Below are 13,698 nucleotides of genomic sequence, written 5' to 3' on the forward strand. Positions count from 1 at the left end.
TCATGTTTACGACACTTGCTTTCCAGGCTCGCCAAACACTGATTTTTCAAGAAGTTCGGCGACATCAAATGTGCCTACCTGTTCCTCTACTTCCTTCGCCTTCGTCCCATCTCCCAGCATCGTTAAGCAATAAGGACACCCTGAGCTGATGATGGACGGCTGGACCTGTAACGCCTGCTCCGTTCGTGCAGTGTTAATCCGGGTACCCGTCTCTTCTTCCATCCACATTAAGCCCCCGCCTGCTCCGCAGCACATACCAGTTTCACGGTTGCGCTCCATTTCTTTCAGCGTCACACCTGGAATGGCTTTTAAAATGTCTCTTGGCGGGTCGTACACTTCGTTATATCTGCCTAGGTAGCAAGAGTCGTGGAAGGTAATCACTTCGTTCACTTCATGTACAGGTGTTATTTTCCCTTCTTTCACTAACTCTGCCAGTAATTCTGTATGATGGTATACTTCTGCCTCAAGTCCGAAGTCTGGGTATTCATTTTTAAATAAGTTATAGGCGTGTGGATCAATCGTGACGATCTTTGTGACGCCGTTTTTCTGGAATTCTTCAATGTTTTTTGCAGCAAGCTCTTGGAATAAAAATTCGTTGCCGAGTCTTCTTGGCGTATCGCCTGAGTTTTTCTCTTTATTGCCTAGGATGGCAAAGGATACTCCCGCTTCATTGAGGAGCTTTGCAAAAGCAAGTGCAATCTTTTGGCTTCGATTGTCATATGCCCCCATTGAACCAACCCAGAATAAATAATCAAAGGTTTGCTCTGCTTTTTTCAGCTCTTTCACTGTCGGCACATGCACATCTTCTCTCAGTTCACGCCAATTTTCTCTTTCTTTCCGGTTCAATCCCCACGGGTTCCCTTGGCGCTCAATGCTTGTCATGGCACGCTGTGCATCTGCGTCCATTTTTCCTTCGGTCAGCACAAGATATCTGCGCATATCAATAATCTTATCAACGTGTTCATTCATGACAGGGCATTGGTCTTCACAGTTTCGGCATGTCGTACATGCCCAGATCTCTTCTTCTGTAATGACCTCTCCAATAAGAGAAGGATGATATATCGAGCTGGCAGCCGACTCTTCCGCACCTGCTCCTCTCGCCTGCAGTGCCAGCTGGTTTCCTGTTGTCTGCTTGAAGGCAAGCTGCGGGACCCAAGGTGTTTTTGATGTAATGGCGGCCCCTTTATTGGTTAAATGATCTCTTAACCTTAAAATCAAATCCATTGGAGACAGCATCTTCCCTGTCCCTGTTGCCGGGCACATATTCGTGCAGCGCCCGCATTCCACACAGGCGTAAAGATCGATGAGCTGAGACTGACGGAAGTCTTCAATTTTTCCCACACCGAAGGTCTCTTGTGACTCATCTTCAAAATCAATTTTTTGCAGCTTGCCTGGCGGGTCTAATCTGCTGACAAATACGTTCACAGGCCCTGCAATCAGATGGGCGTGCTTTGACTGAGGAACGTATACTAAGAATGTCAGCAAAATAAGAAGATGCACCCACCATGCGGCATAAAAAACAATCGCAGCCGCAAGAGGTGAAATTCCGCCCAGCAAGAAGGCAATACCAGAAGCGATTGGCTCAGTTGGTGATAGAGAGTGTCCATGCCAGATGATGTTCATGCCGTTCCCAAGTAAGACTGTCAGCATTAAGCCGCCAATAAATAAAAGCACTAGTCCCGATTTGAAGCCTCGTTTTAAACGGACAAGCTTTTCCACGTATCTTCTATGGAAAGCCCATACAACGGCCACTAAAATGAGAAGTGTGACCACCTCTTGGAAAAACGTAAAGACCCCGTACACCGGACCTAAAGGAAGCCCGCTGTCTGGAATAAGCCCCTTCAGAATAAAATCAAGGGCTCCGAACTGTACGAGGATAAATCCGTAGAAAAACAGCACATGAATGATGCCGCTCTTCTTGTCCTTTAACAGCTTCTTTTGCCCAAATACGTTGACCCAAACACGCTCTAAGCGTTTCTTCATGTCTTGTTGAAACTCTTCTTTTTTACCAAGACGAATATACGCCGCTCGTGTTCGAATGAGATAAACAAACAAATACACAGCGTAAGCGGTCACCGCCGCAAATGCGATCAAGTTGATGATTAAAAGGCTATTCATCTTGCTCCCCCTTTCATTCCCCAAAACCCTCTTTGTTCCGTTTCCATGTTGTACCTCTATCATAAATAATGAATGAGTATTCAGTCAATATTTTTTACACGTTTGGGTACACTATTGAAATATGCAAAAAAGGAGGAAGTTTCATGATCGCATTGATCATCCTACTCGTACTCATTGCCATCGTTTTGCTCGTGATGTTAGACCTTTATATGGGAAGGAAATATTTTTCTACTCACGCATTTGAACGGTCTTTTGACCAAACAAGCGGCGATGCTGCCTTTTATCATGATGGCGAACCATTTTTCGATCAGCTGATTACCGATATACAGCAGGCCTCTTCTTCTATTCATATGATGTTCTTTATTGTAAAGAACGACAAGATTGGTCAAAGGGTCTTACAAGCATTGAAAGCCAAAGCGGAGCAAGGCGTTTCCGTCTTTTTGCTGACCGACCGATTAGGCTCCTATCCGTTTGATCAAAAGGCGATTGACATGCTAGAAAGAAGCGGCATTCAATTCTACTTTTTAAATAAGCCTCGTTTTCCTTTTTTGATTTACCGTTTAAACATGAGAAATCACCGTAAAATCACGGTGATTGATGGGAAGATTGGCTATATTGGCGGATTTAATATAGGTGATGAATATGTTGGAAAGAAAGGCCGGTTTGGCATTTGGAAGGATTATCATTTGCGGATGACTGGACAGGTTGTCGCAGATCTCCAGCATGTATTTCTGAATGATTTGTACCGGTCTTCTGGCATTCATCAGCTGCAATATGAGGTTTTCCCTGCATTGGAACCGGGAACATTACAATGCACAACACGCGCAACTGCTGGCTTTTCTTTAGAAGCTTTATTTCTCCAAGATATTCAGCAGGCGAGGAAACAGATCATCATCTGTACGCCTTATTTTATTCCATCTTCCCCTCTTCTGAAGGCGCTGCTTGCTGCACGAAAGCGGGGCGTCACAGTTGAAATCATCATTCCAATGAAAGCAGATCATCCACTTGTCAAAGAGGCTGGCTTTCATTATTTGAAGGACCTCATTGCCTCTGGATGTCTTGTTTATCGTTTTTATAAAGGGTTTTATCATTCGAAAGCCATTTTGATTGATCACAGCCGCTGTATGATCAGTACCGCGAATTTTGATAAACGCAGCTTGTTTTTAAACGAAGAAGTAGATGTAGCCATTGATGATCCCGCTTTTACTGCACACGTAGAAGAAAAGATTCGGGAGCATATGGAGGTTTCTGAGATCTTGACAGAAGAAACATTGTCAAAGCGCCCGCTTTTCACACGGCCGCTTGAGTGGGTTGCCGCCATGTTCTCGTATTTTTTATAAAGGAGATGACCTATGCGTTATCGATTTGGTTATGTATCCAATGCCGTCACCTTGTGGGAAGCTTCTCCTGCCAAGTCGCTGACCTTTGCTAGATACAGCAAGCTCGCTAAGGAAGAAAGAAAAGAGGCTTTATTGCGAACAACAAAAGCCAATCTCGTGAATACATTAAGAACGCTTTATTTCGCCATTGCTCATGATATCCCGCTTTACCGTTTTTCAAGCTCGATCGTCCCGCTCGCGACCCATCCAGAGGTGCGCTGGGACTTTATGACACCTTTTCACAAAGAATTTCTTGAGATCGGCAAGCTGGTAAAGCGGCACGGCTTACGGGTCAGCTTTCACCCCAATCAATTCACCTTGTTTACCAGCCCAAAACCTTCGATTACAGAAAATGCCGTCATCGATATGACGTACCATTATCAGATGCTTGAGGCGATGAAGCTCGATAAGGAAGGCTACATGAACATTCATGTAGGCGGGGCGTACGGCGATAAAGAATCGGCTCTCCAACGCTTTGATGAAAATATCAAACAGCTTCCAGCTCATATCAAAGCGAGAATGACACTTGAGAACGATGACAAAACATATACGTCGCTCGAAACGCTTGGTGTATGTGAAAAGCATGACATTCCGTTTGTTTTTGATTACCATCATCACGTGGCAAATAAAGATGACGATGCCGCACTCGATGACATCCTGCCAAGAATGTTCGACACGTGGACAAACACTGGCATTCCGCCCAAAATCCATTTGTCTTCACCAAAATCAGAAAAAGCTATACGCAGTCATGCAGATGGAGTAGATATGAATTTTGTCTTACCACTTTTTCAAGCATTAAAACCGTATGGCCGGGATGTAGATTTCATGATTGAAGCAAAATTAAAGGATCAGGCTTTGCTCCGTCTAGTCGAAGAGCTGTCTGCGATAAGGGGCAATCGGCGGACGGGCGGAGGAACCATTGAGTGGAAATCATAAAGAAAGGTTTACCTTTGTGCAAATGGGGGTAACAAAGCTATTGTGAGAAAGTAATTAACAGGAGGATATGAAGATGTCTCAAATCTATTCAATCCGAATCGCTGCGAAAGCGTTGAATTTACATAAGCTTATTTCTCTTTATGAAAAGTGCCAGCAGGCTCAGCATCGTATATATGTGTATTCTAAAAAAACAATGTGTAGCATTAAGAACATCGTAGAGCTTGAAACCTTCAGGCTCACTCATTTAGAGTCTGACTACTTAATTGTCGTAGAGGGGAAAAAAGCGCAAGATCTCCTTCAGCCGTTTGAAAAAGAGACGGTTTCATAAAGAAGAGCAGCCTCGGGCTGCTCTTTCAGATTGGTTGACAAAGAGCTAAAATGATGTTTATTTTAGCCCTTTGTCTTCTTTTCAGCGTGATAGAAAACCTTTGCAGCCTAGGAAGGACGAGTACCGGAGCGGAGCGAATTTGACATTCGTGAGCACCGGCACGCAGGCCTGACACCGAATGCGAGGGTTTGTCTACATGCTGGGAGAGCAGCCGCGGGCTGCTCTTTTGCTATATCCACTCTTTTGTTAACCAAACTTGTTTGGAGGATGCATCCATTTTCACTTGTGCCCCGATTGGCATCGTAAGCATTGGGTGCGTATGGGCACAGTCAAAATCAGCGATGAGTGGTCTTTTTGTCTCTCCGAGCACCTCAAGTAAAATCTCGTAAGGTTCTTTGCCCGTTCCTTCATCATCAAACAGCTCATGTTTTCCTAAAAGAATCCCTGATACCCGTTCAAACACTCCATTTACTTTCAATAAAGAGAAGTTCTTTTCTACAACCGAAGCGGTTTTCATACAATCTTCAATGAGAAGGATGTCTCCGTTTTTCACCGCTGGCATGAATTCACTTCCCCATATGCCGTACATCGCATTCAAGTTTCCGCCGATCAATCTGCCTTCTGCTTGTCCCTCTATGGCGCACAGCCAATCATTCGGACGCTGTTTTTTGTCACGCGTCTTTTCTTCCCAATTGATTCGTTCATCTGTCCAAAAAGGCGGTTTTTCAATCTGATAAGGAATGGTTTGTTGGGACATCAGGATGTCCTCAAATGACTGATATGTATTATTAACAAACGGTTCAAACTCGCCAAAAGAAGGAACAAGCGCAGGCCCGTAGAAAACAGGCAGTCCCGTTTTTTCGTACGCCGCTAGTAGAATCGCTGTCGCATCTGAATAACCGATCATGATTTTCGGATGTTGTTTCAGCAGGTCAAAATCAAGATAAGGCAGCAAACTATTTGAATTCGTCCCGCCAATCATTGACATGATGCACGCCAAGTCCTCTCTAGCCATCAGCTCATTCAGCTCATCTGCTCGTTCTTGAATTGTACCTGAACGGTAGTAATCTTCTTTCCCTGTTAATGATCCTGGAACCACAATGAATCCTTTTTGCTCAAGCCACTTCTTCGCCCGCTCATACCTAAGAGGCGAGGTCGCTGATGCAGGACTAGAAGGTGAAAATATACCGATCTTATCGCCCTTTTGTAATCGCCGAAGCCCCTTCATTCCATCAGATCCTTCCTACACGCATTTTTTCTATCCTAACAAAAAAAGCCCTTTAACAAAAGAGCTCTCAGATTGTTGACAAAGGGCTAAAATGATCTTTATTTTAGCCCTTTGTCTTCTTTTCAGCGTGATAGAAAACCTTTGCAGCCCTAGGAAGGACGAGTACCGGAGCGGAGCGAATTGACATTCGTGAGCACCGGCATGCAGAACTGCGGGCGAATGCGAGGGTTTGTCTACGCGCTGATCAATGACCAAACTGCGCTTCATGCAGTCTGCTGTATACGCCGCCCATTTGGATGAGGTCTTGGTGGCGGCCTTGTTCTTGGATGCCTTCCTCTGTCACGACGATGATACGATCGGCGTGTTTAATTGTTGCCAGGCGGTGGGCAATGACGAGTGTTGTCCTTCCGACAGCCAGTTCGCTCAGTGCATCCTGTATAGCTTTTTCTGTTTCTGTATCAAGTGCTGATGTGGCTTCATCTAAAATAAGAATCGAAGGATTTTTTAGGAACATCCGCGCAATCGACAGACGCTGCTTTTGACCGCCTGACAGTTTGACGCCGCGCTCGCCTATGACTGTATTTAATCCTTCTGGGAAACGCTGGACGAGTTCCTCTAAATGCGCACGACGTACAGCCTCCCAAATCTCTGCATCGCTGGCTTCTAGGTTGCCGTACGCAATGTTTTCTCGAATGGTACCTGAGAATAAAAAGACATCCTGCTGCACAATGCCGATCTGCTGTCTTAAAGAAGACAGGGTCATCGATTTTGTACTTACACCATCAATCGTAATCTCCCCTTTATCCACATCATAAAAACGTGGCAGCAGGCTGCAAATCGTCGATTTCCCGGCTCCTGAAGGCCCGACAAACGCAACAGTTTCTCCTTGTTTGATCTTCAAATCGATGTCCTTTAACACATGGCTGTGCTCATCATAGCCGAATGTCACGTTTCGATATTCAATTTCACCTTTCAGTCCGAATACATCACGAGCTCCCTCTGTGTCCTTTACATCTGGCTCTGTTTCAAGTAAGTCGACATAGCTTTTAAAGCCCGCAATTCCTTTTGGATACATTTCAATCACTGTGTTGATTTTATCAATCGGTCTGAATAAGACGTTTGTAATGAGAACAAATGCGATAAATCCACCTGCCGTTAATTGCCCCTGCAGAACAAACCATGTCCCTGCCAGAAGGACAAACAGTGTCACAAGACGTGTGAGAATGTAACTGATTGAGCCGTTCACCGACATGATTTTATATGAAAGAAGCTTCGCTTTCCGAAAGCGGTTGTTGTTTTCAGCAAAACGCTTTTTCTCGAAATGTTCGTTGGCAAAAGCTTGAACAAGACGAATGCCGCCAATATTGTTTTCAACCCTTGCATGAAAGTCTCCAATGTCATTGTTCAGCTGTGTAATTGCCTGTGTCATCTTCTTATTAAAATGAAGGGCAAGCCAAATGATGACAGGCATGATCAAGAAGGTTAAGATAGCAAGCTGCCAGTTAATCATCAGCATGACAGCAAAGGCGCCAAGAATCGTCATAATCGCAATAAACAAATCCTCAGGCCCGTGATGAGCTACCTCACCAATGTACATGAGGTCATTTGTCATCCGAGACATAAGCTTACCCGTTTTGTTGTTATCAAAGAACTTAAATGAGAGACGCTGAAAATGATCAAAAAGCTTCTTCCTCATATCTGTTTCAATATTGATGCCAAGCATGTGTCCCCAGTACGACACAATAAATTGCATAACCGAGCTGAGTGCATAAATGATAAACAGAGCAAGTGCGGTCCAGGCAATGACCGTCCAGTTCCCTGTTGGTAATAATGTATCAATGAAGTAGTTCACGATCAGCGGGAAACCTAGTTCCATCAGTCCAACTGCGACAGCGCAAAAAAAATCTAAAAAGAACAGACCGCGATAGGGCCTGTAATAGGCGAAAAAGCGTTTTAGCATATGTAAAAGAACCTCATTTCCTCTATAATTGATAATCATTTTCAATTATAGAGGAATCCTCTTCAAAATACTAGATCAGGAAATGATTTCTTTTGACTGGAAATCCTCATAATACGCCAGAAAACAACCGGGCAAATGATTCTTTCAACCGCTCTTTTAAGCCTCTTTTATAAAAATGAACAGGGCCCATTTGCTCACATTCCTTCATATCTTCCTCATAGTGAGCCATCAATTGCTCAATTGGCTTTTTCGCAGCTGTAAAGACATTGACCTCAAAATTGAGCTGAAAGCTTCTCATATCGACATTCGCGGTACCGACAGAGGCGAGTTCTCCATCTGCGATCATCACCTTTTGATGCATGAATCCTTTCTGATAGTGATACACCTTGATGCCCTCTTTTAGAAGCTCAGAAAAATAAGATCGTGTGGCGTATTGTGTGAGAAATCCGTCATTGATCTCTGGAACCATCACCCGCACATCCACCCCTCTTGTGGCAGCGATTTTGAGCGCAGTGCGAATCGATTCATTTGGTACAAAGTAAGGTGTGGCAATCCAGACAAATTGTTTCGCATTAGAAATGAGGGCATCATATAAATCACTCATACTTTCTTTCATATCAGGTCCAGTTGGTACAACCTGAATGACATCCTCGCCTGTCACAGAATGCGGCGTATGATACCTCGAATCATCAATTAATACTTCATCTGATACATACTCCCAATCCAGCATAAAAACGGAGTGAAGGGTCTGAACAGCCTCACCCTTTAACATGGCATGCGTATCACGCCAAAAGCCGATCTTTTCATCCCGTCCTACGTATTCCTTGCCGACATTTAACCCGCCGACAAACCCTGTCTCTCCATCAATAATGACGATTTTCCGGTGATTTCGAAAATTGAATTTTTGATTAAAGAATCCATATTTTAAAGGTAGAAAAGGAGCGACCTTGACCCCTGCCTGCTTCAAGCGTTTAATATCTTTTCGGGAGAAGCGGATGCTGCCTGCCGCATCATATATGAAACGGACCTCTACCCCTTCTTTCACTTTTTCAATCAAAATCTCCATCATCCGGTGGCCGAGGAAATCGGATTTGAACATGTAATATTCAATATGAATGAACGATTTTGCCTTTTTTAACTCTTCAAAAATTCTGGGGAACGTCTCCTCCCCATTCTTTAAAATCTCCATATCACTATTTGTGTTCACATGCATGCCTGTTGCTTTTTCTGTGTAATGAAAAAAAGCACGCTGATTATCGGTTAAACGTGACTCATTCGGCTTACTCTCAAGCTCAGAGATTCTGCGTAATTTCTCGCGGTTATACATTCTCTTTGATTTGAATAAATGCCCCTTTACATAGAGCTGCCCTGAGAACAGATAGAACATATAGCCAATGATCGGGAAAAAAATCAGCACATATATCCATAACAGCGTGTGCTGTGATGTACGGTTCTCCAGCATGAGTGAGATGATACTAAATAAAATAATGGCGATATAAATCGCTGCGTACAGCTGAACGCTCCACGCCGGCACAGTCCACCAATACACCACATATGCCCCGAATATCATAAAATATAAAAATAAAAATTCCAGTCTTCTCTTTTTCACATTCTCCGCCCTCATTCTGTCTTTTTCTCTTCCATACCCTTTGTACAGCTTGTATGAAACGCACGACCCATTCCTTTCTCCTAGCCTTTACAGACTGACGCTATTTGATCCGATATAATGGAGAAATACGTGATGGAAAGGAAGATTTGTTTATGCATACACCCCCACCTTTAAAAAAAGGCAGCCATATTCGGGTCATTGCCCCAAGCCGAAGTGCCAGCATTTTATCAAAAGAAGGAATTTCTCAAGCGAAAAAACGTCTGGAGTCTTTAGGGTTCACTGTCTCTTTTGGACAGCACGTCTTTGAATGTGACCTTCATTCATCATCGTCTATTGAACACCGCTTGTCTGATCTGCATGAGGCGTTCAAAGATGATGAGGTCGATGGTATTTTGACAGCCATCGGAGGCTTCAACTGCAATGAGCTTTTGCCTTATATTGATTACGACTTGATCCGTCAGCATCCTAAAGTCCTTTGCGGCTATAGTGACATTACAGCACTTGCAAGCGCCATTACAGCGAAATGTGATATGGTAACATATTCTGGCCCCCATTTCTCAAGCTTTCAAATGGAGCAGGGGCAGGAGGAGCAGACCGCTATGTTTCAAGCTTGCTTGATGAACGGCAGCGAACCGTTTGATGTGATTCCTTCGACAAAATGGAGTGATGACGCGTGGTATCTCGATCAAGCGAACAGGCAGTTTCATCCGACGAAATGGAACATATATCAGGAAGGAACAGCTGAAGGCACCTTGTTTGGCGGAAATCTTTGTACACTGAACTTACTGCAAGGGACATCGTTTATGCCGAATGTAAAGGATGCGATCTTATTTGTCGAGGATGATGAGCTGGTATTCCCTGAAATGTTCGCCAGAGACCTTACCTCCCTCCTGCAGCATGCAGAAACAATCAAAGGGTTGATCATCGGGCGCTTTCAGAAGAAATCCAAGATGACAGAAAAACATTTAAGATTCATTTTAGATAAACATCCAATGCTCAAACACATCCCTGTGATTTATGATGTCGATATCGGACATACACAGCCAGTCTTCACTTTCCCGATTGGTGGAAACGTTCAGCTAGCGTGTACAAATGGAGACGTGAAGCTGCGCATTCATTCATAACGAAAGGCCAAAAAGCACCCGAATAGGCGGTGCTTTTTTCTATGCCATCATCTTTTTTGAAATTTTTTTAGAAAAAGTGATCCAACCCTCTATCCCCTTCGTTAAGTAGATGTAAAAGAAAAGAGAGGAGGCAAAAAAATGTTTTCTGATGTACTTAGCCAATTATTCGATTCTATTTCTAACATGATTAATACGCTTGGATAATTCCATTTGACACACACATACTACATGCTTGCCGAAGGGAGACACACTCTATGTTCTCTGATGTACTTAGCCAATTATTTGATTCTATCTCTAACATAATTAATACGCTTGGATAATTTTCAAAACCCGCTATCTCTTAAGGATAGCGGGTTTTTTATACCAAAAAGCCCCACTCATTCAATAGAGTGGGGCTTTCTTTCATTTCATTACATCTTTTCCGGAGCCGATACACCAATTAGTTTTAATGCATTCGCAAGCGTGATTTGTGTTGCTTTCATGAGTGAAAGACGTGCTGTTGTTTTTGTTTCGTTTTCTGCGTCAATGACCTTCTCGGCATTGTAGAAGCTGTGAAGAGCTGATGCAAGGTCATAAATATAGTTGGTCACGCGGTGCGGAATACGCTTTTCAGCTGCTTCTGCTACAACTTCTGGGAAGCTGCCAATGATTTTCAGAAGATCGTATTCTTTTTCCGATTGAATGTGAGAGAAATCGGCTTTTTCAAGGTTCGGTTCATAGCCTTTTTCTTCACCTTGACGCAGCATGCTGCAAATTCTCGCATGCGCATATTGTGCATAGTACACAGGGTTTTCGTTAGACGTAGAAATCGCTAAGTCTAGGTCAAAGTCCATATGTGTCGCCGCACTTCTCATCGCAAAGAAATAACGAGTCGCATCTAAGCCGACTTCTTCAATCAAGTCACGCATTGTGACGGCTTTTCCTGTACGCTTACTCATCTTCATCTTTTCACCGTTTTTGTAAAGGTGAACAAGCTGAATGATTTCGACTTCAAGCTTGTCAGCTGGATATCCAAGTGCTTGAATCGCCGCTTTCATTCGAGGGATATAGCCGTGATGGTCCGCTCCCCAAATGTTAATGAGCTGGTCAAAGCCTCTGTCCAATTTGTCTTTATGATATGCGATGTCTGGAAGCAGGTAAGTGAAGCTGCCGTCCTTTTTAATCAGCACACGGTCCTTGTCATCGCCAAAATCAGTTGAACGCAGCCACGTTGCACCATCTTCTTCAAAAACATAGCCTTTAGCACGAAGTGTCTCCAGCGCTGGTTCGATTTTTCCATTTTCATATAAAGAGGTTTCTGAATACCATACATCAAATGGCACACGGAAATTCTCAAGGTCTACACGTAATTTCTCTAATTCGTATTTCAAGCCGTATTCACGGAAGAACTTCATACGCTCTTCTTCCGGTTCATGAACAAAACGGTCCCCAAATTCATCCGCAAGCTTTTGTCCGATGCCTTTGATGTCCTCTCCTCTGTAGCCGTCTTCAGGCATTTCTTTTTCAAGACCGAGTGCCTCAAAATAACGTACTTCTACAGATAAAGCGAGGTTATTGATTTGATTCCCTGCATCGTTGATATAGTATTCACGGCTCACATCGAACCCTGCTTTATCAAGGATGTTGCAAAGGGAATCTCCTACAGCTGCTCCGCGGGCATGTCCAAGGTGAAGGTCACCTGTTGGGTTGGCTGAGACGAATTCGACTTGCACCTTTTGACCGCCGCCTGTATTCGTTTCGCCATAAGCTTCTTTTGCCTCAAGAACAGCTGGAATGAGTTTTGTTAAATACTGATTGTTCATATAAAAGTTAATGAACCCTGGACCTGCGATATCCAGTTTTTCAATGGAAGCTTTCCCTTTATCAAACGCATTGACGATGTCCTCTGCGATTTGACGAGGTGCTTTTTTCGCAATGCGGGCAAGCTGCATCGCCATGTTGGTCGAGTAATCACCGTGAGTTTTGTCTTTCGGCACTTCTAAAAGGACATCTGGCACCTGGCTTTCATCGGCAAGTCCTGCTTTGACGACTGCCCCTATGATTTCTTCTTTTAACGCATCTTTGACCTGTTCTGCGATATTCATGAACGTAAATCCTCCTTATACGAAATCGATAATGTATGTAAATGCTTTTGATCTTCTCCTGTCAGCATATCGTACGTAATGTGCAGCAGCCCCTTGTCCACATCGAGATCAATACCATGTGTGTGCACATCTAGCTGAAGTGTACCGAATGGCATCGTGTAATGTGTGACGGTTGTTTCTCCAATGAGAAAGCGCTGCTTCATTTGAATAGCCCCTGATCTCATCACAAAAATTTCTTTTTCACTCATTTTCACAACGGTTTTTACTTGACCCATTTCATGTTCTTCATGGTAAGTGAGATACGTTTTGTCATTCTTCTCTTGGTACGTTCCAGTCGTGCGGAATTCGATCGTTTCAGCCGGCTCCGTCTCTGGTTTCATCACTGACTTTACATGAATTGAAATTTGGTTTTGTGTCATTTTGCACTTCCTTTGCTAAGACCCGTTTAACTAAAATAGTATACCATATTCACGATCGCCTATCATACCATCATTTCTCTTCTTCATGGCGATTAAACTTCGTTTTTCATCTTCAGCCTTCCCTTTAGAAAAAAAGAAAAATACAACTGACCAATATGACAAGTCCAGCCTTTACGCCTAAGTCTTTTCTTTTCATTAAGTAAAAAAGAGCCTGTATGCCTGAACTTGCCAAAAATGCCTGAAAAAAATCAAATGGTGCGATTTGATCCTTTTTAAATATCACATGCATGAATAACGCAATGGCCGTCAGATAGAAAAAGCCTCGATCGTGAAACAGCCCCAGCATCTCTTCCTTTGCTTCCTTTTTCGAAGCAAAAACAGGCGGATCAGCTGCAAGCTCTCGTTTCAGTGTGAGAAAGCCTGCCCCTAACACACATAAAGCGAGGAACACCATCAATATGGACGAAAACATGAACTGCCTCCTTTATTTTTTGACCAATGTAAAAAAAGAGC

Annotated in this window: 11 protein-coding genes; 4 read left to right on the forward strand and 7 right to left on the reverse strand. The window is 43.5% G+C overall.

The annotated features are described in order from the left end of the window. Window positions 1–6: 6 nt before the first annotated feature. Entirely contained in the window at window positions 7–2,118 is a 2,112-nt protein-coding gene (locus MHB66_RS17315; RefSeq protein WP_046312925.1) for a heterodisulfide reductase-related iron-sulfur binding cluster, read from the reverse strand. A 143-nt stretch (window positions 2,119–2,261) separates the two neighbouring features. Here MHB66_RS17315 and cls (MHB66_RS17320) point away from each other — a divergent pair, with 143 nt between their 5' ends. The 3 genes from cls (MHB66_RS17320) (at window position 2,262) to MHB66_RS17330 (ending at window position 4,761) form a co-directional block, all read left to right on the forward strand. Beyond that, window positions 2,262–3,458 (forward strand): cardiolipin synthase, encoded by a 1,197-nt coding sequence (gene cls, locus MHB66_RS17320; protein ID WP_046312923.1) that lies wholly within the window; start codon window positions 2,262–2,264, stop codon window positions 3,456–3,458. A 12-nt stretch (window positions 3,459–3,470) separates the two neighbouring features. Then, the gene (gene uvsE, locus MHB66_RS17325) at window positions 3,471–4,433 is read left to right on the forward strand and encodes a UV DNA damage repair endonuclease UvsE (protein WP_046312918.1); all 963 of its coding nucleotides are present in this window, start codon (window positions 3,471–3,473) and stop codon (window positions 4,431–4,433) included. A gap of 73 nt (window positions 4,434–4,506) precedes the next feature. Next, window positions 4,507–4,761 carry a hypothetical protein gene (locus tag MHB66_RS17330; protein WP_024423759.1) on the forward strand — a complete coding sequence of 85 codons (255 nt, stop codon included), beginning with the start codon at window positions 4,507–4,509 and terminating at the stop codon, window positions 4,759–4,761. A gap of 229 nt (window positions 4,762–4,990) precedes the next feature. Here the strand turns inward: MHB66_RS17330 and MHB66_RS17335 are convergent, their stop codons facing one another. The 3 genes from MHB66_RS17335 to cls (MHB66_RS17345) form a co-directional block, all read right to left on the reverse strand. Continuing rightward, a complete protein-coding gene (locus tag MHB66_RS17335) occupies window positions 4,991–5,989 on the reverse strand; it encodes a S66 peptidase family protein (RefSeq protein WP_025093867.1) in 999 nt (332 codons plus the stop codon). 244 nt (window positions 5,990–6,233) lie between these two features. Next, window positions 6,234–7,949 carry an ABC transporter ATP-binding protein gene (locus MHB66_RS17340; protein WP_024426361.1) on the reverse strand — a complete coding sequence of 572 codons (1,716 nt, stop codon included), beginning with the start codon at window positions 7,947–7,949 and terminating at the stop codon, window positions 6,234–6,236. Between the two features lie 106 nt (window positions 7,950–8,055). Continuing rightward, window positions 8,056–9,558 carry a cardiolipin synthase gene (gene cls / locus MHB66_RS17345; protein ID WP_046313471.1) on the reverse strand — a complete coding sequence of 501 codons (1,503 nt, stop codon included), beginning with the start codon at window positions 9,556–9,558 and terminating at the stop codon, window positions 8,056–8,058. A 152-nt stretch (window positions 9,559–9,710) separates the two neighbouring features. Between cls (MHB66_RS17345) and MHB66_RS17350 the strand changes: the two genes are divergently transcribed. Further along, entirely contained in the window at window positions 9,711–10,682 is a 972-nt protein-coding gene (locus MHB66_RS17350) for a S66 peptidase family protein (RefSeq protein ID WP_046312915.1), read from the forward strand. Window positions 10,683–11,092: 410 nt separating this feature from the next. Here MHB66_RS17350 and argS read toward each other — a convergent pair whose 3' ends face one another. From argS to MHB66_RS17365, 3 genes are all read right to left on the reverse strand, one after another. After that, entirely contained in the window at window positions 11,093–12,766 is a 1,674-nt protein-coding gene (gene argS, locus MHB66_RS17355) for an arginine--tRNA ligase (RefSeq protein ID WP_342490564.1), read from the reverse strand. Beyond that, window positions 12,763–13,185, reverse strand: a complete 423-nt coding sequence (locus MHB66_RS17360; RefSeq protein WP_003215400.1) for a DUF1934 family protein — start codon at window positions 13,183–13,185, stop codon at window positions 12,763–12,765. The genes argS and MHB66_RS17360 overlap by 4 nt, the downstream gene beginning before the upstream one ends. Window positions 13,186–13,309: 124 nt before the next feature. After that, the gene (locus MHB66_RS17365) at window positions 13,310–13,657 is read right to left on the reverse strand and encodes a hypothetical protein (RefSeq protein WP_034281248.1); all 348 of its coding nucleotides are present in this window, start codon (window positions 13,655–13,657) and stop codon (window positions 13,310–13,312) included. Window positions 13,658–13,698: the final 41 nt, after the last annotated feature.

The sequence above is a fragment of the Bacillus sp. FSL L8-0167 genome (assembly GCF_038630295.1).
Classification (GTDB): domain Bacteria; phylum Bacillota; class Bacilli; order Bacillales; family Bacillaceae; genus Bacillus; species Bacillus safensis.